Origin of the sequence: Psychrobacter sp. JCM 18903, from assembly GCF_000586475.1 — a bacterium.
In the GTDB taxonomy this organism is placed as follows: Bacteria; Pseudomonadota; Gammaproteobacteria; order Pseudomonadales; family Moraxellaceae; genus Psychrobacter.
On record NZ_BAWJ01000019.1, the window covers coordinates 1 to 24,835 of the forward strand.

Consider the following 24,835-nt stretch of genomic DNA (forward strand, 5'->3'; position numbering starts at 1 on the left):
TCAAATGCTAAGCTCGTATAAATACGATAACAAAGACGATCTTGACCACATTAAGATAATTGTTAAAAGGGTACACATACTAATGTGCAGATATTATAAGAAAATCACCGCCAATAACAAGTCTTTTAACCAATTATTGGCGTATTCTTCTATGACAACAGAGAGATAATAGCTACATTGTCATATTTAATAGACGATTACTTACTCGTCATCATCTTTACTGTTGAATTTAGAGATGATGTCAGCAGCAACTGATTTTGGAATTTCAGCGTACTTTTGGAATTCCATTGAATAAGTAGCACGGCCTTGTGACATTGAGCGCATTTGTGTGGCATAACCAAACATTTCTGCTAATGGTACTTCGGCACGGATCTGCTTAGTACCGCCAGGTAGGTCTTCCATACCCTGTACTAAACCACGACGACGGTTAAGATCGCCCATGATATCGCCCATATAATCTTCAGGCGTTTCAACTTCAACTTTCATAATTGGTTCAAGTAGCGCTGGATCCGCTGCCATGAAGCCTTTTCTGAATGCCATAGAACCAGCCATCTTAAATGATAGCTCATCCGAGTCGACGTCATGGTAAGAACCGTCATACAAGGTCGCTTTTACGCCAACCACTGGATAACCAGCAAGTACGCCATTTTTCATGCGTTCTCGGATACCTTTATCAACAGCACCATGGAATTCTTTCGGTACAGTACCACCAACAACTTCTTCAGCGAATTCATATTCAACTGCGCCCGCTGGATCAAGTGGCTCAAGACGTAACCAAACGTGACCGAATTTACCACGACCACCAGTCTGACGTACGAATTTGCCTTCTTGCTCAACCGTGTTACGGATCGTTTCACGATAAGCAACCTGCGGCGCACCGATGTTCGCTTCAACGTTAAACTCACGCTTCATACGATCAACAAGAATCTCTAGATGCAGCTCACCCATACCACTGATGATTGTCTGACCAGACTCTTCGTCAGTATGTACACGGAACGATGGATCTTCTTTCGCCAAACGACCCAAAGCGATTGACATTCTTTCTTGGTCAGCTTTGGTCTTAGGTTCAACCGCTAGGCTGATAACTGGATCGGGGAATTCCATACGCTCAAGCGTGATAACATTTTGCTCATCACATAGCGTATCACCAGTCGTTACATCTTTCATGCCGACCAATGCAGCGATATCACCAGTACGGATTTCTTGCAACTCTTCTTGAGAGTTAGCCATCATCTGTACGATACGACCAACGCGCTCACGCTTCATTTTAACTGGGTTATAAACACTGCTGCCTTGCGTTAAAACACCTGAATAAACACGAACGAAGGTTAAGTTACCAACGAATTTGTCATTCATGATTTTAAATGCTAAAGCTGAGAATGGTGCTTCATCTGACGCTTCACGAGTGCCTTCAGTTTCATCTTTGTCATCAAGGATACCTTTAATAGCAGGTACATCCATTGGTGCTGGAAGATACTGAATAACCGCATCCAACATCTTTTGTACACCTTTGTTTTTAAAGGCAGTACCACAAAGTAATGGAATGATTTGGTTATCAATAGTCAATTGACGAATAGCAACGTTGATCTGCTCTACAGACAACTCGCCATTTTCTAGATACTCATTCATCAATTCTTCTGTTGCTTCAGCCGCATTTTCTACAAGAATCTCACGATACTCTTCTGCTTTTTCTTGTAATTCAGCTGGGATTTCGCGCTCTTCAAACTCCATACCTTGAGATGCTTCATCCCAATAAAGAGCTTTCATGGTAACTAGATCAATAACGCCTTCGAAATCATCTTCTTTACCAATTGGAATAACCAATGGTACAGGATTACCGCCTAGACGAGTTTTGATCTGCTCAATAACACGATAGAAATCAGCGCCAACGCGATCCATTTTGTTTACAAATGCAAGACGTGGCACTTTATATTTATTTGCCTGACGCCATACGGTCTCAGACTGTGGCTGAACGCCGCCTACTGCACAGTAAACCATGCAAGCGCCATCAAGTACACGCATAGAACGTTCAACTTCGATCGTGAAGTCAACGTGACCTGGGGTGTCAATAATGTTGATACGATGTTCGTCAAACTGTTTTGCCATACCTGACCAAAAACAAGTTGTCGCTGCTGAGGTAATAGTAATACCGCGCTCTTGTTCTTGCTCCATCCAGTCCATAGTGGCTGCGCCATCATGTACTTCACCAAGTTTGTGACTAACACCGGTATAAAATAAAACACGCTCAGTAGTGGTTGTCTTACCAGCATCGATGTGCGCTGAGATACCAATGTTGCGATAGCGTTTTAGGGGAGTTTTACGAGCCATAGTGTTTTCCTAGGAAAAGTCGTGTATATAATAATGTATTGTGTCTCTACCTCATACTCTATGACAAAGCGGTCAGCTTCATATTACTTACTGATTATTGAGCCTAATACGGACAAAAAAAGAGCAAATACTAAGAATAGTGCGGCATCAGATTTGGGATGCTCTCTTGTGACAAGCATACTTAATTAAGAGAGACATCTTGATAGATGTCCGCCATCTCGTTGTTGATAGTCAAAAACTACTTACAACAAGATAAACGATGGCGGCAATCAATAGAATAAATAACAATGTAAGATGAGCTGACTTCAGCCAGCTAATCTAAAGCTACTACTAATAGACAGTAGCTTAGAAGCGGTAATGAGAGAACGCTTTGTTAGCATCTGCCATGCGGTGAACTTCGTCACGCTTTTTCATAGCAGCACCTTTGCCATCAGCAGCATCATTCAATTCGCCAGCCAAACGCAAAGCCATTGATTTTTCAGAACGCTTAGCAGCAGCTTCAGCTAACCAACGCATAGCCAAGGCAGTACGACGGGAGGGGCGTACTTCCATTGGTACTTGGTAGGTTGCACCACCAACGCGGCGAGCTTTCACTTCTACCATTGGGCGTACATTTTCTAAAACTTCTTCGAAGAAAGATACTGGATCTTCGATTTTACGTTTTTCGCTTACTGTTTCAAGTGCACCGTATACGATACGCTCAGCAGTAGATTTTTTACCATGACTCATTACATGGTTGATGAATTTTGCAACAGTTTGGCTACCAAACTTAGGATCCGGTAGGATCTCACGGGTAGCAACGACGCGACGTCTTGGCATAATAATAATCCTTTTCTTCAGGAGTGTCTGACATTCACAATCTCGCACCAATTAATATTGGATGGCGTTATATCGAGTTGTCAGTCAGCCTTACTGCACGGCGGTATGTTTTAACAGTGAATTACTAATTTAATAATACTGTCAACACCAGACCCATGCACAGTTAATGTTTGGTATAAAAAAGCTTAGCTAATAACGATTCGTTATTAAACTTTAGGCTTCTTAGCACCATATTTAGAGCGACCTTGCTTACGGTCTTTAACGCCTGCGCAATCTAATGCACCACGAACGGTGTGATAACGTACACCTGGTAGATCTTTTACACGACCACCACGGATAAGAACAACACTGTGCTCTTGTAAGTTATGACCTTCGCCGCCGATGTAGCTTGATACTTCATAGCCTGAAGTCAAACGTACACGACATACTTTACGCATTGCTGAGTTAGGTTTTTTAGGGGTAGTAGTATATACGCGAGTACATACACCACGACGTTGTGGGCACGCTTCCAACGCAGGAACTTTTGACTTTTCCTTGATGGTTTTGCGACCTTTACGAATCAATTGGTTAGTTGTTGCCATGAGGCATCCTTCTCCCGTTTGGTATAAAACAAAAAATGGGGAAACGCACCATCCATCTGACTTTAATGACAGATTTTGGTACACCCATTTTTAGGACAGTGTATTATAAAGAGTTGTTGCTGCTATTTCAACCACTTATGCGTGATTGCACTTTACAACATTTGATAGATATGCATTCACCCTACTACTATAACACTTTATCTATTTTTAGTTAAAAATCAGCTAAAAAGTAGATTGTCATACAGTATATCGAAAGTAGCATTACGAACGATTTAAATAGAATGTTTGACTATAAATAAATAGCAATTTATGAGTACTAAATGGCGATATTATCTTGTTTTTCAAGAGAAAGAAGATAATATCGCCAAAATTAGCAGTAGATATCCAGCTCATAATCCTTCTATGATATAAGCTGTCTTAAGAAAAGTAACACTTAAGTCTGATTGTTTAGACGCTCTTATTTGCTTTTCTTGTTAGCCGTCTTGTTTGATTTGCTGTCAGAGGATTTGTTCTGACTGCCTTGCTTGTTATTATCGTCATTGTCGTCTTTCTGCGTTTCTTTCACGACCTTTTCATCAGCTTCTTGATGGTTATTTTTTTCTTCAGCAGTATCTTTCTTGCTATCGGTATCCTTGCTTGACTCTTTCTCAGCATCTTGCTGCTTGTCATTGTCAGCTGTTTTGTTTACCTTAGCTTCATTACCGCTATCATCAGTGATTGCACGATTGGCAAGTTTGGCTTCTGGGGCAAAAGTCGCTTGAGCCACGCCAATCACTTCATCAATGAGCTGGCTGTTGTAGCGCATACCAACGATAACAGCGGTAACTGGTAAGAATTTGCGTATCCATGTTAAATTGATTTTATCCAGGTCAATACCGACCTGACTGGCAATGCTGTCAACTTGTTCTGCATAAAAGTTGACGTTTTTATCCTTTAGACCTAGGTTTTTTAGCTCATTGTGTAGACCACTGCTTTGGGCATTATCCAATAAGCCTTTGCCGATACCAATACCTGCTAGCAATGCTTGTTTTTCTTGCATCTTGCTCAGATCAGCATTCGCTAGCAGCTCATAAGCCATTTTAACGCCTTGTTTACCTGTGAGGGGTTTATTGTAGACAGCACCCAACTGATAGACGGTACGTAATGATACCAATAAAAGCCAAAGCGTATCAGCCAGCAGACCAGGAAGCCCAGCCAAACCTGTTAGGCCCCCTATCGTTGCCAATGCACGATTTTGATTGGCGATATCAGTGGCTAATGCATAACGCTCTTCATCATCTAAGCTTGCGATATTGGCGAAACGATGCTCATTAGGTAAATCGATCTGACTCCAATTAGAGGCAAGATTTGCCACTTGTGCAAAAGCGCCATCGACCGTCGACTGAAAAAAACTGTTTGGCACTACTTTTTTGGCATATTTACCATAAGTGGCAAAACGTGGCCTAATAATTGCTGAGTGGCTTTTAACGTTTGCTCACGGAACAAATCCTGCTGATAGTCTTCATCGCCTAAGTTGACTGCTTTGTATTGACGCGGTTTTCCCGTCTTAGCATTCATGCTATCAATCATAGCGCCCATGCGCTCTAGATTATTGCGAGTAAAAGAGCCAACGGTAGTGATACCTTTAGAGAGAGTGCTACGCTTCGCCATCGTGATGTCCTTAATGTGATGAGTAATTTTGTTTTATTGTAAGCGATTTATAATAATAGATGTGCCATTCTAGTCAATCACTATAATCGATGTCAGTGCGAACAATGTTATCGCAATCACAAATTTTGTATCCAAAAGTATCACTTGATGTATGATTGATACCATCATATAAGCTGTCTTCAACCAAATAGTCTTTTTAGATGGCTTTAGACAGCAAGCGCGATTTTGTCGTTATTTTGCACTTGTACAAAGATTTTGGACGCTCGATACGTTATCATGTGCCATAACTCACAGTACACTTGTACTTCTATTTATAAGTAGTTCGTTACTTATAAATAATCAGTTACCAAGCATATAGTTTTACTATGATCATCACAATGATTGTAAAATGAGACTTTAACGCTCAATACACCCTAATATTAAATAATAGAAATACATACTTAAAAACGATTATTAAAAGTAATTGTGAAAAATCGTTACTCATAAGGAATAGAATATGCGCCGCGTTGTTATCACTGGAGCAGGGATTGTCTCTTGTATCGGACATGATTTAGCCACGGTCACTGCCGCTTTAAAGCAAGGGCAGTCTGGCATTACATTTAATGAGGCTTATGCTGAGCATGGGTTTAAATCACACGTTAGCGGTAGTATCGACCAGTCGACGCTTGATACCAGTGGTATCGATCGTAAGTTGAAGCGGTTTTTTAGTGATGCCAGTCTATACGCTTATGTCAGTGCTTTAAACGCCATTGAGCAGTCTGGTTTGTCGCTTGAAACCATCAATAATAATCCACGCGTGGGCGTGGTCGCAAGCTCTGGCGGCGCATCGACAGAGAATATTGTCAATGCTATAGATGCCATGCGGGATAAAGGTCTGCGCGGTGTCGGCGCGATGGCTGTGCCAAAAACGATGGGCAGTTCAGTATCAGCGGCATTGGCAACAGGTTTAAAAATCCAAGGCGTATCATACTCGCTCACCTCTGCTTGTGCCACCTCAACCCATTGCATCGGTCATGCGGCTGAACTTATTCAGTTGGGCAAAGCAGATGTGATACTTGCGGGTGGTAGCGAAGCGGAACACTGGACACAGTCTTGTATGTTTGATGCCATGGGTGCAGTCAGTACTCAATATAATCAGACACCGCAGCGCGCCTCAAGAGCTTATGATAAAGATCGTGATGGCTTCGTGATTGCTGCTGGTGGTGCGATGGTAGTGGTTGAAAGTCTAGAGCATGCACAAGCACGTGGCGCCAACATATTGGCTGAAATCGTCGGTTATGGTGCCAGCTCTGATGGCGCTGAAATGGTTGCGCCAAGTGGTGAAGGTGCCGTACGCTGTATGCAGCAAGCACTAGCCGAAGCTGGTTTGCAAACTGTCGACTATATCAATAGCCACGGTACTAGTACGCCACTTGGTGACATCACTGAGCTTAAAGCCATTGCTAAAGCATTTGGCGATGATATCAGTCAAGTACCTGCGATCAGCTCTACCAAATCTATGACAGGTCACAGCCTTGGTGCCGTTGGTGCGCAAGAGCTGATTTATTGCTTGTTGATGCTAGAAGAAGGCTTCATTGCGCCCAGTATCAATGTTGATAATTTAGACCCTGCGGCTGAAGGCTTTGATATTGTCACCGAAATGCGTGAAGCCAAGCTTGAGACACTAATGAGCAACAGCTTTGGCTTTGGCGGTACTAATGCCACATTAATCATTAAAAAGTTTGACGCCTAACTATGCTCGCAGCACATCCTCTCAAAACTGAGCAAATAATGTCTGATCCATCGTCAGCTACTAAACCTAGCTGGCGTTTTGGTGACCTATCGGCTGCAGAACTTATGCCGCTGCTACAGCAGTATTTAATCGCACAAGATACTAAGGCAAACTGGCAATTGGTTTGGCTCGACAATGATGATCAACCAGTGATTGGTTTATTGCCAAAAGTAAGCTGGTCTGTTTATGATTGCGCTGAAAACACGCCAGATTCGAACGAACAAGCAGCCCTTTATCAAGTCACAAAAACCTGCCGTGATGCCGTTCACAATGATATCACTAGCACTCATATGAGTTATAGCGACTGGCAAGATGAATTAATCAGTTATAGTCAAACTTATGATACTGATAATGAAAACTCAGAATCAGTAAGCGATTTAAATGAAAAACCAAGTTATCATCATGGTTTGATAGGTTTTATTGGTTATGATATTGCGGCTCATGAGCTAAGCCCGTCCGCCAAAATTGAGCGAGCAGCACAGCCTTGTGCCGTATTAGGACATTATGATATTTACCTAAGACCTGATGGAAATGATGGCAACACAGGTTGGAAATTAACGATAAAGGCAACTGCTAACGACTCTGAAAACGACTCTGATAATCAGCAAAAAAATAAAATGATCATGGCACTTGTCTCTTATTTAAATATAGTAGATAAAAAGCTGGCTGATGACTGTCTCAATAAAACGCAACTGACAGCATCATCAACGCCTGCTCCTGTAGTATTGAAATCACGATGGCGCAAACAGGACTATCAACAAGCATTCAATCAAACCCAAAACTATCTACAGCAAGGCGACTGTTATCAAATCAACCTAACCCAAGAATGGCAAGGTTTTTTTGATCATAATCCCAGCGATAATGGCGCTTTGCCGATGCTGATTGATTATTTACCTGCTTTACATCGTAATACCCGAGCACCTTTTGCCGGATACTTTGCGGTTAATCCCTTTAACTGTGAAATCAAAGATAATACGTCCCAGCATCCGTTTGAATTATTGAGCTGCTCGCCTGAGTTGTTCTTTACATTTACCAAGGATATCGATACTGGCAAGCACCATATCATCACTAAGCCATCAAAGGGACCATGCCGCGCAGCACCAATATTCAACAAGACCATGCTTATAAACAGCAACTGACTGATAGTGAAAAGGATCGCGCCGAAAACGTGATGATTGTCGATTTATTGCGTAATGACTTGGGTAAATATGCCAAGATAGGTAGCGTAAAAGTGCCGCAGTTATTCGCGATTGAGAGTTTTAGTAATGTGCACCATATGGTCAGCACCATTACCGCAGAATTACAGACGGACACTCACCCACTCGCCGTTTTGTTTGGTAGTTTGCCTGCTGGCTCGATTACTGGCACCCCAAAAAAGCGGGCGGTTGAAATTATATCTGAGCTAGAAACTACACCGCGCGGTGCTTATTGCGGCACATTGGCTATATGAACTTTGATGGCAGTGGTCAATGGAATGTGCTCATTCGTACGCTGCAAGCTAACACTTCATCACATAATGAATTGGATAAAAAAAGACATATCAGCTTATGGGCAGGCGGTGGTATCACTGTCGCCTCTGATTGCGATGCTGAATACCAAGAATGTTTGGATAAAGTCGGTAATCTATTAAGCGTTTTAACTCAAGAAAATATCCACAAATATCCTTAAGGTTGTTCGAAAAACATGATCGGAGAAATCCATCAAAAAGCCTGCTCAACATAATGTTGGCAGGCTTTTTATCAATATAAGCATCGTCATTCAATTATTAACTGTCAAAATCGCGAACCAGATATTAATCAGCAATGATTTCAGCCTCTTTTTGCAACGTCTGTAAAGCCTCTATCAAACGGCTGTTTTGCTCTGCTGTACCAGTAGTGATACGCAAATACTCATTGATGCGTGGCTTGTCAAAATGACGGACGATGATACCTTGCTCACGTAACGCATTCGCTACCGTATTGGCATTACCGTCTTTAGGGCGGGCAAAAACAAAGTTGGCATGCGATGGCAACACATCAAAACCTAACGCTGTCAGCTCTGCTGTAAGAGATTGGCGTAAGTCGATGACTTGCTGGCAGGTCTGAGTAAAATACTCAACATCCAATACACTGGCAGTCGCCCCTACTTGCGCCAGCTTATCCAGTGGATAGCTATTAAAGCTGTTTTTCATACGGGTTAAGGCTTCAATCAATGAGGCATTACCAAAAGCCATACCAACGCGTAATCCAGCAAGCGAACGTGACTTTGAAAAGGTTTGGGTCACAAGAATGTTGTCAAACTCATTGATTAAGCTCACTGCTGAAATTTCTGCATCTGAGCTACCGTCAACTGCCCGCGCAAAATCAATATAAGCCTCATCAATCACAATCACTGAGTTTGAGTGCTCACTAGCCAGCTTGCGAATATCGGCAAGCGATAATAATAATCCAGTTGGGGCATTTGGATTGGCAATGATAATGCCGCTACAAGGCTGGCGATAAGCATCAGGATCAATACTAAAATCTTCTTCCAAGGCAATTTGTACCAGCTCGATACCAAAGGTCTGCGCATAGACTGGATAGAAACTATAGCTGATATCGGGTGCTAAAACAGGTCGCTCTTTTAGGAAAAAGCTGGCAAATACTAGCGCCAACACTTCATCAGAACCATTGCCAACAAACACTTGGTTGATATCAATATCATAGAGTTGTGCCAATGCGGCACGCAAATCATCAGACTCAGGCGCTGGATATAAACGCAGATCATCCGCTTGCTGCTCTAGAACCTTTGCGATTGCCTCACCTACTTTTGGTGACGGTGGGAATGGATTTTCATTGGTATTTAATTTGCATAAATTTTCATGCTGAGGCTGCTCACCAGAACGTAAGGTGACAAATTACGCGCTTTAGATGACCAAAGTCTGGTGTCTATCTTTAACTCACTCATAAGTTATCCTACTATTAGCCACATAAATTATTAAATATAAATCTCAAAAGTACAATTCAAAAGCAATCATTAAGCCACGTTACTGATAACGATAACGGGCTGAGCGCGCATGGGCTTCTAAGTCCTCACGTTGCGCTAAAATATCTGCGGTCTCAGCCAATGGCTTACTACCGGCTTCAGTACAATAAATAATAGAGGATTTCTTTTGGAAATCATAAACACCAAGCGGTGAAGAGAAACGCGCAGTGCCAGAGGTTGGCAACACGTGATTGGGTCCTGCGCAGTAGTCACCAATCGCCTCAGGCGTGTGACGTCCCATGAAAATAGCACCTGCATGACGAATATCGTTGAGTAGCACATCAGGATGATCAACTGACAACTCTAAATGTTCTGGGGCAACCCGATTAATCACCGCCATACCTTCAACGCGGTCTTTGACTAAAATAAGTGCGCCACGATTTTTTAGCGAATCGCGGGCGATATCGGCTTTTGGCAACTCTGCCAGCGCTTTTTCAATTTCAGCCGCTACGTCTGCAAGCTGCTGTTCACTGGTCGTGACAAAGATAGCTTGAGCGATACGGTCATGTTCAGCTTGTGACAATAAATCCATCGCCAACCAATCGGCGCGATCTTGCGCCTCGCCCTCTGCATAGACCAATACTTCAGAGGGACCAGCGATCATATCAATCCCAACTTGACCAAATACTGCGCGCTTGGCGGCAGCAACATATTTATTACCAGGGCCAGTGATTTTATCCACCGCTGGAATCGTTTCGGTACCGTAAGCCAAGGCAGCAACCGCTTGCGCACCGCCGATGGTAAAGACACGGTCGACTTGTGCCAAATGTGCGGCGGCTAGCACCAATGGATTGAGCACGCCTTTTGGCGCTGGCACCACCATGATGACCTCTTTAACACCCGCCACTTTGGCAGGAATGGCATTCATCAATACAGAAGATGGATAAGAGGCCAAACCACCAGGCACATAAATACCAACGCGATCAAGTGCGGTGACTTTTTGACCCAAGCGATTACCAAGCTCATCTTCATACTGCCAAGTCTCTTGTACTTGCGCTCATGAAAGGTCTGCACACGCGTTGCTGCGGTGGTCAATGCCAATTTTACTGTATCATCAAGATTCGCAAACGCTTCAGCAAGCGCCTCTTTAGACAGCTCTAGCTCTTGCATCGTCGTCGCCGGATGCTGATCGAATTGCTGGGTTAACGCCAGTACGACGCGATCGCCATCATGCCGAACTTGCGCGATGATATCATCAACGGTCTTAAGTAAATCGGCATCATTGACGGTTTCAAAGGCAAGTAACTCTGTCAACTGACTGTCAAAATCGGCATCTTGGGTACTTAGTTGGCGCATGACTTAATCCTATATCTGAGCATAAAAGACTGCTGAAAATTAGCGATGTAAAAATGAGTGGTATTGAGTATTAATAATAATTGTGATGGCTGATATACCAGTTTCTATATATTTAGTTTGTTCAGATTATACTAACCTCATACTTTCTGGCAAGCAAATACAACAAAACCAGTTTAGCACGCTATATCTATCTTATAGCGCTAAACTGGTTTAAAAATTTGTATGACAATGCTTAAGATTATCAATGATTAGTATCGTTTGATAAGACATTGATTCATTAGGAATTAATTTATGAAGCGCTGGCAATACTATTTTTAAAGCTATCTAAAATCGGCTCAAGTAACGCAAATTTACGCTTGTAGCTCACTTGATTGACGATAAGGCGTGAGGACACATCGCAAATATGATCGCGTGCTTCAAGACCATTTGCGCGCAACGTATTACCTGTATCAACCACATCGACGATCAAATCACCCAACCCGACCAACGGCGCAAGCTCCATAGAGCCATACAGTTTAATCACATCTACTTGCTGACCTTGGCTGGCAAAGTAAGCGCGGGCCACATTGACGTATTTGGTCGCAATACGTAGGCGACGATTGGGTAGCGGCGCATCTTTCACGCCAGCTGTCATCAACTTACACTGAGCAATTTGCAAATCAAGTAACTCATAGACATGGTTGGCACCATTTTCAAGCAACACATCTTTACCCGCCACTCCAAAGTCAGCCGCGCCATGTTCAACGTAGGTTGGCACATCACTGGCACGCAAAATCAATACACGCACGTTGGGGTTTGAGGTTGGAAAAATAAGTTTGCGTGAGGCTTCAGGATCTTCTAATAACTCAACACCAGCTGCGCGTAGCAGTGGCATGGTCTCTTCTAGAATACGACCTTTTGATAAGGCCAGTGTTAAGCCTGAAAACTCATCATTTACTTCATTTAACAAACCATCATTTGGTAGGCTATTGCTTGCTTCAGTCATAATGACATCGTGTCCATGTGCAGTTAACACCCCCGCTGAAGGGGGCTTTTAGTGGTAGGTTACTAATAGTGGTAGATTGCTAAGCCATTCATATCAACGCCAATCGTATCAATGATTGAGGTCATGGATTTGATAAGAAAATCGATATTAGTCATTAGTATTGATACGTTCGATATTGACCCCAAGCGCACGCAGCTTTTCTTCGACATGCTCATAACCACGATCGATATGATAAATGCGGTCGATTAAACTTTCACCTTCAGCAGTTGCCGCTGCCATCACCAATGACATAGACGCACGTAAATCAGTCGCCATCACAGGGGCAGCGGTGAAGTTTTCGACGCCTTTTACTACGGCCGTATGACCATCTACTTGGATAGAAGCGCCTAGACGATTAAGCTCAGGGACATGCATATAGCGGTTTTCAAAGATATTTTCGATAAAGGTACTCGTACCATCCGCCAGACACGCAATAGCCATGACCTGCGCTTGCATATCGGTTGGGAAACCTGGATGCGGCTGAGTACGGATATCAACCGCTTTAGGGCGACCTTTCATCTGCGCACGAATCCAACCATCACCAGTGGTAATAATGGCACCCATGTCTTCGAATTTTTCTAATACAGGTGTTAGTAATAGCGCAGAGGTGTTTTTAGTCAACACATCGCCACGCGTCATGAGTGCGCCAGCAAGGTATGAGCCTGTTTCGATACGATCCGGTACCACCGAATACTCACAACCGTGTAAGCGCTCAACGCCTTCGATGGTCATAATCGAAGTGCCGATACCGCTGATTTTAGCGCCCATCGCGACCAACATATTGGCCAAATCAACGACTTCTGGCTCAAGGGCACAATTACCTAAGACGGTCGTACCTTTGGCAAGTGCGGCTGCCATAATGACGTTTTCAGTACCGCCAACGGTAATCATATCAAAAGAGTAGTTACAGCCAATCAGCTTACCGCCTTTTGGCGCTTGTGCTTTTACGTAACCATTTTCGACACTAATGTCAGCACCCATCGCCTCAAAGGCTTTTAGGTGTTGGTCAACAGGACGTGAACCAATGGCACAACCGCCGGGCAATGACACTTCTGCCTCACCAAAACGTGCTAGCAATGGTCCAAGCACTAAAATTGAGGCGCGCATGGTCTTTACTAAATCATACGGTGCATAGAAATTATCGATATTTTTGGTATCGCAGGTGACAGTATCGTCCTGCTTTTGGATTTTGATACCCATGCCACCGATCAATTCAATCAACGTCCGCACATCTTGTAACGATGGCACATTGTGCAATGTCGTTGGCGTCTCGGCCAATATCATAGCGGCAAGTAACGGCAAAGCAGCATTTTTGGCGCCTGAGATAGTAACTTCCCCTGCGATACGACTACTACCAGTGATTAAAAATTGATCCATAGAAGTGACAACCTAACGATGAGTATTAAAATAGTGAAAATCAGACCAATCACACCTAGCCAATATAATAGCCAGTCTAATAAGCCCAATCATATGTATAACGGTCTAGCCTTTGGATTGAACTTCCCATTCAGCAGGCGTCAGCGCTTGAATATTGAGCGCATGAATATCGCCACTGGCGATCTTATCATTGACTAATGCATAAATCGCCTGCTGACGTTGCACGGCACGCTTACCTTCAAAACTGGCATCAACCACGCGTACATCAAACTTATTACCTTGATTGGCAGCTTGAATAAAAGCGTCTGGGAAGTGAGTCTGTAAAAATGCAATCAAATCATCAGCGTTCATGCTCATAGAATATTCTGCCTTAAAGTGTCAGATAGGGTATAGATTTAAAGTGACGACATTATAACAAGAGTTTAAGCATCTTACAGTACTGTCTTACGCAACTGCACCTAACTTCTGATTGCCGTCCATTATTTGAGCATTTTATCCAAGTACGTCAGTACTTGCGCGCGTACATCATTGACCCAACGTAGCGGCGGTGCCATCGCACCAATACTGGTCGCATGACTGGCACCTTTTATTTCACCGTTTTCTACGGTGACGCCCGCCTCTTGCAACGCTTTGGTCATTTTAATCGTATTGGTCGCATACACCACTTTGTCTTTTTCGGCAGTCAACAATAAATACGGGGGCTGCTCGCCTTTGATTTGACGGTCTGGCATGACGTCGTCTGGCGTAGCATCAGCAGCAAAGGCGGTGGCGCTATCAAATTTACGGAAGTCGTAACTATAAGGACCAGCAATACCCACGACCGCGGTAATATCCTTTGGCTTAATACCATAAGGCGCTAAAAAATCTTCATTGGCGACCGCTGCAACCGCGTTAAATGCACCAGCAGAATGTCCAATTACCGCTAAGCGTTTAGGATCAGCATGTAGGCTCGGAGCATTATTGATACTCCAAGCAATCGCTTGCGCCGTATCTTTGACATAATCAGGGTACACATGCTCAGGCGCTTTACGATAATTAATTACGGCGGTGACATAACCTGCTTGCGCCAAACTCTGACCGACAAAGGCATACTGTTCTTTATTACCACTCTCCCATGAGCCACCGTGGACAAACACCACCATCGGATAGCTATCATTAATCGCACCATCATTGATGGCGCTTTGGGCTTTCATCGCTTGTGCTAATGGCTTGGGATAATAAATATCCAAATCTTGATCGGGCTCATCACCATAGAGAATATTTTTGCTGACGCCAACGCCGCCACTAGCAGTAATGCCATTGACGATAGCGAGTGGCGATAGGCTTGCGCATTCTGGGTGGCTAGCGCAACGCTACCCAGTGCTAAGGCAGCGACGCCTGTGAATTTTAGAATGCCTACTTTGCTAGCAGTATTATTAATCATGCTTTCATTATTTATTTTTTGACGGCTTTTATTATATTCTAAGCGCTTGTTTGCATCCTTCATTGCCAGTATCCCTATTATATTTATACATGGATCAAAAGTAATAGCGTTGAGACAGCCGTTTTATAAAATAAGCACTAATACTGTCTTGTCTATTCTTCGCTTTTTATATCTTACTGGCTGGCTCAGAAGTTCTCGTGTTTTTCCTGTTAACAGTGTTTAGGTTTCTTGTCATTAAACACGGTTTAAACTAACGGGGCAAATAGCTTACCCTACAAGCTATTTAGCCACTGTTTTTTTGTTTTATTGATAAATAACAGCTGTGTTTTAGAACACTTTTTACTGATCTTGATACAGGTCAATATAGGGGCTTGATGACGGTTGCTCAACGGTTGTGCCATCTTCGGTCACGACGATAGGAGTCGATGTACCAACGGACGCTGGCGCTTCAGAATTATTAACGCTAGCAGCATCCACAACGACTGGCGCTGAAGCAGGATTTACCAAGTTATTTTCAGACATAATGTCGTCTTTACTTATCTTTACGCCCCTGTCATCAACGACGGTCGTCAGCAGCACCAGCTCAGTCACACCAACGGTGCTATTGGCGATATCGATTAGATGACTCTGCTGAGTCGGTGTCATACGTCCCATAATATAAACCACACCATCATTGGTCACGGCTTTGATCTGTGAGGCTTTGACACCATCACTCGCGGCTACTTTTGCCAACAGCTTTGAGGTGATATAGCCATCATGAACCGTCGAGCTATAGCCTTTAGACGCGCTGACGTTTAGCTCATTATAGACATGACGCACATCTGGCATAGAGCTGACGACTTTTTCGACTTCTACTTTGATGGCCTCAGTGGGTACTTCACCTGTCAATAACACTTCACTATTAAAGCTATCAATACCCATACGACTGGTTTGTTGCAGGTCTTCTTTTAATCCATAAACATTGATTTTAACGGTATGTTCGATACTGCGATCCAGTAGTCGCTGCGGAATGGTACGCTCTGTCATCGGCACACCATACGTACCTTCTGTACTGTTGGTCAAATAATTGGTGGTACAGCCCGTAGTGACGATGCTGGTCATTAGCATAACGCCTATCGCGGTGCGGCGTGATGAGCCAAAAATAGCAGTGCGCAAATGCATCCGTGTCATGATTTACCTCTTAGAACATGAGTGTGACGATCGTATAAAGTCAATTGATTGAGCCAGTTTTAATCTAATAACATTTGTTTTGACAACTGTTAATTCAGTTAATAACAACTTAGCTACTTTACTTAATTTTTACTATCAGCGGTTAGGTTTTTGGTAACGCTCATTTGATGATAAGTACTTACTACCTTCTAGTTGGGTAGCTTTTGCATCCTAATATCACGTATCTGCTATAAAGCACCTTTGAGCCATTGTGGTTGATTTGCTATGTTTTGACCAATGGTCTTAATATGATTACCTACCGTATCATAAGCGATGACATCGAACCGGCAATCATAATCCTCATACTCAGGATGCTGTTGCAAAAAATATTGCGCCGTTTTAATCACTTTACGTTGTTTGCTTGCCGTCACGCTCAGTGCAGCACCACCAAAACCTGAACGCTGCCGTTGACGCACTTCAATGAATATCAGTGTCGACCATACTGAACCTGTCTCCAGCATAATCAAATCCAGCTCACCCACTTTGGGCTGCTGCCAATTTTGGGCAATCAAAATCAATCCTTGCGATTGTAAAAACTCACACGCCTGCTGCTCGAACAGACTGCCTTGGCGCTGCTTTGGTGAAGTGAGGCTCAAAGGTTTATGGCTGCACATAAGGTCGATGGGTCTGGTTAACATTTCAGAATTATCATAGCACATCATGCTAAACTAGCCACTTTCGCGTGCAGATGCTGGTATGGTGTTTTATGCTTTTCTTAAGCCCTATTTGATGAAGCACTTTTGCATTTGTTATTAACCAGTTTTGTCAGTCAGCGCGCCACATTATATTTTAATTCCCGCTTTTAATACTCCGAGGTTTTCATGTCTAGCCCTACCGCGATGCCAGCTTGTCTATATATCGTTGCCACGCCGATTGGCAATATGAGCGATATGACGCCGCATGCCATTGACGTTTTAAAGCAAGTCGCCATCATTGCCTGTGAAGACACCCGTACTTCAGGTAAGCTATTGTCGCATTTTGGCATTGATACCAAAGGCAGTAAAGCCGACGACGAAAAAGAGTCAGAAGCTCCCAACACTAAAAATAATACCGATAATAACGTGACAGACGCTGATATCGCGACCAAGCAAAAAGGTCATAACAAGCTTTGGGCATACCATGAACACAATAGTGCCATTCAAACACCCAAAATTATCGAGATGATCGAGCAAGGTCATTCGGTTGCTTTGATTAGTGATGCCGGTACGCCACTCATCAGTGATCCAGGTTATCAACTGGTACAGGCCGCTCATGCCGCAGGCGTTAGAGTCTCTCCTATCATTGGTGCCTCTGCTGCCATTGCCGCACTGTCAGTCGCAGGATTGCCCTCAGACCGCTTTAGCTTTATTGGGTTTTTACCCGCCAAAACCCACGGTCGCCAAAAACAGCTTACGGCTCTAAACTCACGTACCGAAACGCTGATATTTTATGAAGCGCCGCATCGTATTATCGCCAGTTTAGAAGACATGGCGGCGGTATTTGGCGCAGATCGTGAAGTGACGTTTTGCCGTGAATTGACTAAGACCTTTGAGACTGTCCATAAAAGTACCCTTGGCGATTTGGTGGAATTTGTCAAAGCTGATGACAATCAACAGCGCGGTGAGATAGTCGTGGTCGTCGCTGGCGTGAATGTGGCGCAGGATGCGGATGACATCAGTATTCATGATAAATTATTGCAGCGCTTGCTTGAGGACTTATCGGTTAAAAAAGCCGCTGCATTGGGCGCTGATATCACGGGCGTAAAAAAGAATGCGCTATATCAGCGTCTGCTTGAGCTACAAGCTGACTAATTTTGACTATAAAAAATAGGCATTTATAACTTAATTGAGGAGAAGTGAGCAATGTACAATGTAATGGCGATAGGCAACGCATTGGTTGACCATGAATATGTATTGTCAGATGCGGCGCTAGATGAAACCGATTTGACCAAAGGCAATATGACGCTGGCAGGTATCGACGAGCAACAGCAATTGTTGGCGTATTTTAAGCTGGCAGAAATTGCACCTTCAAAGCAGGCTGGTGGTGGCTCAGCGGCTAATACGATGTATACCTTTGCCAGTTTAGGCGGCAAGCCATTTTATGCCTGCCGCGTTGGTGACGATCAACAAGGCGAGTTTTATCTAAAAGACTTACATGAAGCAGGTGTTGCAACTTCAGAGAAATCTATCCATGCAGGCGGAGTAACGGGTTCATGTGTGGTCGCAGTGACTGAAGATGGCGAGCGCACCATGCAAACTTATCTCGGTACTTCAAGCGAAATCACCGCAGAAAATGTCGATTTTGATGCGCTGACACAAGCTGACTGGCTATATATAGAAGGCTACTTGGCCATGACTGAGAGTATTCAGCCTGCCATGACTCAGTTGCGTCAACAAGCAGGGATTCATTCTACAAAAATTGCCGTAAGTTTTGCTGATCCTGCCGTGGTGAAGTTTGCTAAAGACGGTTTACTCAATATGCTGGGCAATAAAGTGGCAGTGATATTCTGTAATAGTGAGGAAGCCAAACTCTTTACGGACAAAAAACAAGTCAAGGCAGCCGCACGCGCACTGCTTGAGTATTGCCAGACAGCAGTCGTCACTGATGGTGCCAATGGTGCAACAATCGCTCATAAAGCTGATGATAAATCAGAGATTGAGATTTATGAAGTTGCTACACCAATCGTTACTAATGTCATTGATACCAACGGTGCCGGTGATAATTACGCAGGAGCATTTTTATACGCGTTGTCGCAGCACTATAGCTTGCCTGAATGTGGTCGTCTTGCCAGCGAAGTGGCGGCGCAGGTGATTCAACAGTTTGGACCACGATTAGCCTCACAAGATTATAGAGATATTGCGAAGCGTGTACTATCTGCTTAACTTATAAAAATCTGTCATTGCCAATAATAAAAAAGCCCATCTCAATTGATATGGGCTTTTTTATTATTAATCATGAGACAAGTTATTCAGCTCACATTGCTCAGCTCACATTGCTCAGTTCAATAAAAAGCGTTTAATACTAAGCCGAGGCTAATGCTTGCGCAAGATCCGCTTTGATATCTTCGATGTGCTCGATACCAATTGATAGACGTACCATATCAGTGCTTACACCTGCATTTTCGAGCTCTTGCTCATTGAGCTGGCGATGGGTGGTCGTCGCTGGATGACAGGCTAGTGATTTGGCATCACCGATATTGACCAAACGAGTAATCAGCTGCAGCGCATCGATAAAGCGCGCACCTGCTTCCAGACCACCTTTAACGCCAAAGGTTAGGATGGCAGATGGCGTGCCTTTCATGTATTTCTTAGCAAGCTCATGCTCAGGATGATCAGGTAACCCTGCATATTTCACCCAAGCAACTTTATCATGGTCACGTAGATATTCTGCAACGGCTTGGGCGTTCTGTACATGGCGCTCCATACGTAGACTCAATGTCTCCATACCCTGCAAAATACCAAAAGCATTGAGCGGGCTAAGTGCCGCGCCCGTATTACGCAGCGGTGCCACACGAGCACGAGCGATAAAGGCTGCTGCGCCCACGTCTTTGACAAAGTTCACACCGTGATAACTATGATCTGGCGTGTTCAATAACGGGAAACGCTCAGGATAGTCGCCCCATGCGAACTTACCACTATCGACAATCGCACCACCAATCGAGGTACCTGTACCACTCATATATTTGGTCAACGAATGAATCACGACATCTGCACCAAACTCAAAAGGACGACATAACGCAGGCGTGGCAACCGTACTATCAATCACCACTGGCACACCATATTCATGTGCGATATCACTCAGCGCTTGAATATCAACGATGTTACCTAATGGATTACCGATACTTTCTGCAAAGACCATCTTAGTCTTATCATCGATCAAATCACGAATCGCCTCAGGATTTTTGTGATCAAAGAAGCGGACTTCGATACCTTGACGCGGCAATGCATGGGCAAACAAATTATAAGTACCGCCGTACAAGGTCGACACAGCAACGATATTATCGCCCGCTTCACAGATGGTTTGGATCGCATAAGTGATGGCTGCCATGCCAGATGCTACTGCAAGGGCACCGATACCACCTTCGAGCGCCGCGACGCGCTCCTCCAATACGGCATTGGTCGGGTTCATGATACGGGTATAAATATTGCCTGCAACTTTTAGATCAAACAAATCAGCACCATGCTGAGTGTTATCAAAAGCATACGAGCTGGTGTGATAAATAGGCACTGCGACCGCCTTGGTCGTTGGCTCAACGCTATAACCAGCGTGAATAGCCAAGGTCTCAAGACGTTGAGGAGTCGCTGATTTTTGGGCTGTTTGCTGGGCTGCTTGTTCGTCACTCATCATATATTCCTTTATTTCGATAAAAGTTATTAATCAATAAATGACTAATCAACAAATTATTAATTAACAATATGTCACTGAAAATTCAGCTAAAAAACAATCTACCAAATCATAGCAATAAAAAAGCCAAGTTCATCAAAACTTGGCTTTTTAATTAAAATAACTCTTCAGACATTACTTAACGCTTTGGCTTTTACTGAGATTTCTATTTATAGTAAGCGTTTTCTGTACGGGTATGATCGGTTTCATCAATGACTTGGGTCAGCTCTGGAATTTGTTGTTTCAGCTGCACTTCAACGCCTTGACGTAAGGTCATGTCAACGGCTGAACAGCCTTGGCAACCACCACCAAACTTCAATACCGCAGTCAGACCAACGCCTTCTTCATCAATCAGTTCAAGCAACTGTACGTCGCCACCATGCGCCGCTAAGCCGGGATTAATCTCTGACTGCAATACGTAGTTGATACGCTCTTCGACACTGGCATCCGCACCCACTTTAGGCACTTTAGAATTTGGCGCGCGGAAGGTCAGCTGACCACCAAAACGGTCTTTATTATAATCAATCACCGCATCCTCTAAATAAGGAACTGACGCCGCTTCGATAAAGGCAGAAAAACTGTCATACGTAAAACGCAGGTCAGCACTATCCTCTTCGCCCGGTTGATTATAAGCCATACAGCACTCTGCACGCGGCGTACCTGGATGCTCAACGAAAATACGCACGCCGATACCATCGGTATCCTGCTTGGATAACAAATCTGCTAAGTAGCTTTGGGCTGACTCAGTAATAGTAATATTGCTCTTTGCTACAGTTTGTTCAGTATCTAGCGCTGATTCATAGTCTGCTGACTGGTCTAGTTGGCTCTCAGCTTGGTTGTGCTCACTCATAATATGTCCTATGCGTTATGACACAAACGCTATATCTGTCATGGCTACTGTGTCGTGAATTTAAAATTAGGTAGCGGGTATAAGTTATATGGGTTATCAATCATTACGGTCTGTTGTCTTAGAATGTTGACTGCCGTTGTTATAACATTTTGCTCAATTTATAGCAGCTATTATAACGTACTCAGCCGACAATTCCGACTGCGCTACTGTGAATTAAACCAAAATGCTTACAAATGACTGCTATCGGTTTTATCAATGCTTTATTAACAATGACGAAATAGTTACGATAAATAGCGCTTATCTAATGATTGATATATCCCCTACTATATAAAGACAGCAACCGTGATTATCAAGCACCTAGAACACTAACTAACCACCTACTTTCTTCCGAATACTACGGCATGTCTAACACTGTGTGAGACCATACAACCAAAGCACTTATCATGCTTGCTATTTTCTAGCGCTAGTTTTAGATCTATTTACAAGGTAAAGTGTATTGTCCTAAATATCTTCTTATAGGTTTACTTATTGATCATTATATTAGGCATTCTTGTTGCCCTTATTATAGTCGTCGCGCTTTTAGTACCGGAGGGTGTTGACTATACCAAAGCTGTAAAAGAAATTATGTCTCGCTATATCAAAACTCATGTAGCGTTGGTATTTTTTCATAATCCATTACTCCAGTTGATATTCTTTTATATTGACTATAGAGATCGCTTAGATATCGAAGAAAAGAGGATGTTCAAGCGTTATTTTATAACGCAATTTTTTAGCATCTTTATATTTATTACTATAATTTTCATTGTTAAACATTACATTTAAGCTAGCAGAAATTTCATATTTTAGTTGAATCAATCTTATGATGACACAAACACTGAATCTAGTAACGACCAAAGACGACGAACAAGTAGCCGTTTGGAAGATTGTAGATAATACAAAAGACGAAACAAAGAGCGATACCTCTACCACTAATACCTTTGCCATAAAAGCGCAAAACATATTTTTGACGCACGGCACGTTTTCGGACAAACAAACCTGTTTGAAAATCGCTGAGTATCTAGCCCGCCTCGGTCATCATTGCTACATCATGGAATGGCGCGGTCATGGCGCAAGCTCAATACCCAAAGAAAAATTCAACTTCGAAACGGTTGCAACCTATGACTATGAAGCGACTTTTCGCTACCTTTTTGAGGAATTAAAACTCGATAATCTACATTGCGTCACCCATAGCGGCGGCGGAGTTGGTTTAACGATGTTTTTGATCCAGCATCCCTGCTATATCGATAAGATAATAGCGCCAGCATGTTTGCCTGCCAAGCTTATGGCGCTGCAATAAATCCGATAAATCATACTAAAATTCTTGTAGCAAAATTATTCACGTGGCTGGTTGGCTACATCCCTGCTAAAAAAATCAAGCTAGGGCCTTTTAATGAAAGCTATCATATGATGAGCCAGTGGTACGACTGGAATCTACAAAAAAACTTTAACAGCAGTTTCTTAAGCAACGTACATTTAAGACAGCCAGCATGGATACATTCGCCGCTGATGATGCACCTTTAGACTACCGGCAACAGATGCCAAAAATCACGATACCTATCTATGCTATCAGCGCAAAAGGCGACAATTTCATCTCCCCTACTCGTGGTTGTCAGCTGTTTTTTGAACCCTTTAAAAACCCTGCCAATATTTTTCGAGAATACTCGCTCAGCCATGGGGATTTGGACGATTATACGCACAGCCGCATTATGATCAGTCGTAACGCCGCTCACGAAATTTGGCCAACAGTTACCGCGTGGATTGAGCAGCATGCCCGTTAAAATAGCGGTGCGGTTGTAGCCTAACTACAGCATGGTAAGGACTATAACCAAAAACCGCACACCTCTAAACATCTTTATACTTGTCAGCGAGTGATAGGCTGTGTCAGTATTGGCGTCATTACTTTTTACTCAATAAATTTTAACCAATGAAATATCCGTAGTAGGAAAGTGGCGTATATGAGCGAATCATCAGAGCAAAGTTCAGCTAAAGACAATAAACACTATCGTTATTTGGTTTTATCGGGCGTTTCCAGCCTTCCATCGTGGACATAAGGCAGTCATCGACGAAGCATTAAAGCGTGCTGATAATGTCATTATGTTGATCGGCTCTGCTAACTTACCGCGTAGTTTACGAAATCCCTTTAGCGTCGCTGAGCGTGCTGCCATGATTAAAGGCGCGTATTCAGCAGCAGAAGCAGCACGTATTCACTGCGTTGCTCTAGATGATGCACTCTACAACGACACGCGCTGGCTACAGTACGTGCAAGCAGGCGTGAAGTCTGTTACTGGTGATTTGCAAACTGATATCGGCTTGATTGGTCATTCCAAAGACAGCTCCTCGTATTATTTATCGCTATTCCCCAACTGGGCGTCCGTCTCAGTACCGAGCTATCACAATCTATCCGCTACCCCGATTCGCGATAGCTATCTAATGGGTGCGACCCCGACTCCTGAACGCACGCCTGAGTCGACGCGCAAGGTTTTGAATGACTTCAAAAAAACAGACGAATATCAAAATCTGCACGAAGAAGCCGACTTTATTGATAAATATAAAAGACAGTGGGAATCAGCGCCTTATCCACCAACCTTTATGACAGCAGATGCCCTGATTGTCCAGTCAGGACATATTCTATTGGTTGAGCGCCGCAGCATGCCAGGGCGCGGACTGTGGGCATTACCAGGCGGCTTTTTAAATCCAAAAGAGACCTTATTCGATGCCTGTATCCGTGAGCTACGTGAGGAGACTCGCCTAAAAGTCCCTGAACCAGTATTGCGCGGCTCTTGTCATAGTCAGCATACCTTTGACGATCCCTATCGTTCAGCACGTGGTCGCACGATTACCCAAGCCTTTTATTTTCAGCTGAAGAATGACCCAAAAGGCTTGCCAAAAGTAAAAGGCGGCGACGATGCAGCCACGGCTTTTTGGCTACCACTCGCTGAGCTTGACGCTACCATGATGTTTGAAGACCATTATGCAATTATTACTAAAATGGTCGGTTTGTAGGATTTTATCAGGCGATTATCCGATTTTTCATTAACAATTTTCCACGCCCAAGCTGATAGACAGCAAGGGCTAACCGCCGTAACTGTTCTTTCATTAACGC

General features: G+C 43.5%; 20 protein-coding genes and 3 pseudogenes. 7 read left to right on the forward strand and 16 right to left on the reverse strand.

The window, feature by feature from the left end; translation table 11 throughout:
• Nucleotides 1–201: 201 nt before the first annotated feature.
• The 5 genes from fusA to TT12_RS17690 all read right to left on the reverse strand — a co-directional run bounded on the left by fusA (nt 202) and on the right by TT12_RS17690 (nt 5,378).
• Entirely contained in the window at nt 202–2,328 is a 2,127-nt protein-coding gene (gene fusA / locus TT12_RS12180) for an elongation factor G (RefSeq protein WP_045455243.1), read from the reverse strand.
• A 345-nt stretch (nt 2,329–2,673) separates the two neighbouring features.
• Nucleotides 2,674–3,147, reverse strand: a complete 474-nt coding sequence (gene rpsG, locus TT12_RS12185) for a 30S ribosomal protein S7 (RefSeq protein WP_021814163.1) — start codon at nt 3,145–3,147, stop codon at nt 2,674–2,676.
• Between the two features lie 206 nt (nt 3,148–3,353).
• On the reverse strand, nt 3,354–3,728 hold the full coding sequence (gene rpsL / locus TT12_RS12190; protein WP_011281154.1) for a 30S ribosomal protein S12: 375 nt from the start codon (nt 3,726–3,728) through the stop codon (nt 3,354–3,356).
• Nucleotides 3,729–4,185: 457 nt separating this feature from the next.
• Nucleotides 4,186–5,130: an EcsC family protein gene (locus TT12_RS12195; RefSeq protein WP_243443670.1), complete on the reverse strand. Its 945-nt coding sequence runs from the start codon at nt 5,128–5,130 to the stop codon at nt 4,186–4,188.
• Entirely contained in the window at nt 5,130–5,378 is a 249-nt protein-coding gene (locus TT12_RS17690) for a hypothetical protein (protein WP_243443671.1), read from the reverse strand. Before TT12_RS17690 ends, TT12_RS12195 begins: the two co-directional genes overlap by 1 nt.
• A 496-nt stretch (nt 5,379–5,874) precedes the next feature.
• Between TT12_RS17690 and TT12_RS12200 the strand changes: the two genes are divergently transcribed.
• Nucleotides 5,875–7,110 (forward strand): beta-ketoacyl-ACP synthase II, encoded by a 1,236-nt coding sequence (locus TT12_RS12200; protein ID WP_045455246.1) that lies wholly within the window; start codon nt 5,875–5,877, stop codon nt 7,108–7,110.
• A 2-nt stretch (nt 7,111–7,112) separates the two neighbouring features.
• Nucleotides 7,113–8,817, forward strand: a pseudogene (locus tag TT12_RS19460) (anthranilate synthase component I family protein).
• Between the two features lie 124 nt (nt 8,818–8,941).
• On the opposite strand, the pseudogene hisC reads toward TT12_RS19460, so the two are convergent.
• From hisC to TT12_RS12245, 9 genes and pseudogenes are all read right to left on the reverse strand, one after another.
• Nucleotides 8,942–10,074, reverse strand: a pseudogene (gene hisC / locus TT12_RS12210) (histidinol-phosphate transaminase).
• 79 nt (nt 10,075–10,153) lie between these two features.
• A pseudogene (gene hisD, locus TT12_RS12215) lies at nt 10,154–11,448 on the reverse strand (histidinol dehydrogenase).
• Between the two features lie 289 nt (nt 11,449–11,737).
• Entirely contained in the window at nt 11,738–12,433 is a 696-nt protein-coding gene (gene hisG / locus TT12_RS12220) for an ATP phosphoribosyltransferase (RefSeq protein WP_045455248.1), read from the reverse strand.
• A gap of 147 nt (nt 12,434–12,580) precedes the next feature.
• On the reverse strand, nt 12,581–13,849 hold the full coding sequence (gene murA / locus TT12_RS12225; RefSeq protein WP_045455251.1) for a UDP-N-acetylglucosamine 1-carboxyvinyltransferase: 1,269 nt from the start codon (nt 13,847–13,849) through the stop codon (nt 12,581–12,583).
• Between the two features lie 105 nt (nt 13,850–13,954).
• Nucleotides 13,955–14,206 (reverse strand): BolA family protein, encoded by a 252-nt coding sequence (locus tag TT12_RS12230; RefSeq protein ID WP_045455254.1) that lies wholly within the window; start codon nt 14,204–14,206, stop codon nt 13,955–13,957.
• A 122-nt stretch (nt 14,207–14,328) separates the two neighbouring features.
• Nucleotides 14,329–15,078, reverse strand: a complete 750-nt coding sequence (locus TT12_RS12235; protein ID WP_243443672.1) for an alpha/beta hydrolase — start codon at nt 15,076–15,078, stop codon at nt 14,329–14,331.
• Nucleotides 15,051–15,335, reverse strand: coding sequence for a hypothetical protein (locus tag TT12_RS15690; protein WP_207804073.1), 285 nt, complete (start codon nt 15,333–15,335; stop codon nt 15,051–15,053). Before TT12_RS15690 ends, TT12_RS12235 begins: the two co-directional genes overlap by 28 nt.
• A 276-nt stretch (nt 15,336–15,611) precedes the next feature.
• Nucleotides 15,612–16,442: a BON domain-containing protein gene (locus tag TT12_RS12240; RefSeq protein WP_045455256.1), complete on the reverse strand. Its 831-nt coding sequence runs from the start codon at nt 16,440–16,442 to the stop codon at nt 15,612–15,614.
• A 227-nt stretch (nt 16,443–16,669) separates the two neighbouring features.
• Nucleotides 16,670–17,143: a YraN family protein gene (locus tag TT12_RS12245; RefSeq protein WP_207804074.1), complete on the reverse strand. Its 474-nt coding sequence runs from the start codon at nt 17,141–17,143 to the stop codon at nt 16,670–16,672.
• A gap of 159 nt (nt 17,144–17,302) precedes the next feature.
• Here TT12_RS12245 and rsmI point away from each other — a divergent pair, with 159 nt between their 5' ends.
• Both rsmI and TT12_RS12255 read left to right on the forward strand, forming a co-directional pair.
• On the forward strand, nt 17,303–18,271 hold the full coding sequence (rsmI, locus tag TT12_RS12250) for a 16S rRNA (cytidine(1402)-2'-O)-methyltransferase (protein ID WP_045455259.1): 969 nt from the start codon (nt 17,303–17,305) through the stop codon (nt 18,269–18,271).
• A gap of 51 nt (nt 18,272–18,322) precedes the next feature.
• Nucleotides 18,323–19,342 (forward strand): adenosine kinase, encoded by a 1,020-nt coding sequence (locus TT12_RS12255; RefSeq protein ID WP_045455261.1) that lies wholly within the window; start codon nt 18,323–18,325, stop codon nt 19,340–19,342.
• Between the two features lie 139 nt (nt 19,343–19,481).
• On the opposite strand, the gene TT12_RS12260 is transcribed toward TT12_RS12255, so the two are convergent.
• Entirely contained in the window at nt 19,482–20,804 is a 1,323-nt protein-coding gene (locus TT12_RS12260) for an O-acetylhomoserine aminocarboxypropyltransferase/cysteine synthase family protein (RefSeq protein WP_045455264.1), read from the reverse strand.
• A 205-nt stretch (nt 20,805–21,009) separates the two neighbouring features.
• Entirely contained in the window at nt 21,010–21,693 is a 684-nt protein-coding gene (gene nfuA / locus TT12_RS12265; RefSeq protein ID WP_045455268.1) for a Fe-S biogenesis protein NfuA, read from the reverse strand.
• An 859-nt stretch (nt 21,694–22,552) separates the two neighbouring features.
• On the opposite strand from nfuA, the gene TT12_RS17695 reads away from it, so the two are divergent.
• The 3 genes from TT12_RS17695 (at nt 22,553) to TT12_RS12280 (ending at nt 24,735) form a co-directional block, all read left to right on the forward strand.
• Complete coding sequence (locus TT12_RS17695) at nt 22,553–23,029, forward strand: alpha/beta fold hydrolase (RefSeq protein ID WP_243443673.1); 477 nt, start codon at nt 22,553–22,555, stop codon at nt 23,027–23,029.
• 190 nt (nt 23,030–23,219) lie between these two features.
• Nucleotides 23,220–23,510, forward strand: coding sequence for a hypothetical protein (locus tag TT12_RS17700; protein ID WP_243443674.1), 291 nt, complete (start codon nt 23,220–23,222; stop codon nt 23,508–23,510).
• 280 nt (nt 23,511–23,790) lie between these two features.
• The gene (locus TT12_RS12280; RefSeq protein WP_502685187.1) at nt 23,791–24,735 is read left to right on the forward strand and encodes a bifunctional nicotinamide-nucleotide adenylyltransferase/Nudix hydroxylase; all 945 of its coding nucleotides are present in this window, start codon (nt 23,791–23,793) and stop codon (nt 24,733–24,735) included.
• Nucleotides 24,736–24,835: the final 100 nt, after the last annotated feature.

Bases quoted from the DNA above. Each gene is read 5' to 3' on its own strand.
- fusA (WP_045455243.1), bottom strand. From the start codon at position 2,328: ATGGCTCGTAAAACTCCCCTAAAACGCTATCGCAACATTGGTATCTCA.
- rpsG (WP_021814163.1), bottom strand. From the start codon at position 3,147: ATGCCAAGACGTCGCGTCGTTGCTACCCGTGAGATCCTACCGGATCCT.
- rpsL (WP_011281154.1), bottom strand. From the start codon at position 3,728: ATGGCAACAACTAACCAATTGATTCGTAAAGGTCGCAAAACCATCAAG.
- TT12_RS17690 (WP_243443671.1), bottom strand. From the start codon at position 5,378: ATGGCGAAGCGTAGCACTCTCTCTAAAGGTATCACTACCGTTGGCTCT.
- TT12_RS12200 (WP_045455246.1), top strand. From the start codon at position 5,875: ATGCGCCGCGTTGTTATCACTGGAGCAGGGATTGTCTCTTGTATCGGA.
- hisG (WP_045455248.1), bottom strand. From the start codon at position 12,433: ATGACTGAAGCAAGCAATAGCCTACCAAATGATGGTTTGTTAAATGAA.
- murA (WP_045455251.1), bottom strand. From the start codon at position 13,849: ATGGATCAATTTTTAATCACTGGTAGTAGTCGTATCGCAGGGGAAGTT.
- TT12_RS12230 (WP_045455254.1), bottom strand. From the start codon at position 14,206: ATGAGCATGAACGCTGATGATTTGATTGCATTTTTACAGACTCACTTC.
- TT12_RS15690 (WP_207804073.1), bottom strand. From the start codon at position 15,335: ATGAAGGATGCAAACAAGCGCTTAGAATATAATAAAAGCCGTCAAAAA.
- TT12_RS12240 (WP_045455256.1), bottom strand. From the start codon at position 16,442: ATGACACGGATGCATTTGCGCACTGCTATTTTTGGCTCATCACGCCGC.
- TT12_RS12245 (WP_207804074.1), bottom strand. From the start codon at position 17,143: ATGATGTGCTATGATAATTCTGAAATGTTAACCAGACCCATCGACCTT.
- rsmI (WP_045455259.1), top strand. From the start codon at position 17,303: ATGTCTAGCCCTACCGCGATGCCAGCTTGTCTATATATCGTTGCCACG.
- TT12_RS12255 (WP_045455261.1), top strand. From the start codon at position 18,323: ATGTACAATGTAATGGCGATAGGCAACGCATTGGTTGACCATGAATAT.
- TT12_RS12260 (WP_045455264.1), bottom strand. From the start codon at position 20,804: ATGAGTGACGAACAAGCAGCCCAGCAAACAGCCCAAAAATCAGCGACT.
- nfuA (WP_045455268.1), bottom strand. From the start codon at position 21,693: ATGAGTGAGCACAACCAAGCTGAGAGCCAACTAGACCAGTCAGCAGAC.
- TT12_RS17695 (WP_243443673.1), top strand. From the start codon at position 22,553: ATGATGACACAAACACTGAATCTAGTAACGACCAAAGACGACGAACAA.
- TT12_RS17700 (WP_243443674.1), top strand. From the start codon at position 23,220: ATGGATACATTCGCCGCTGATGATGCACCTTTAGACTACCGGCAACAG.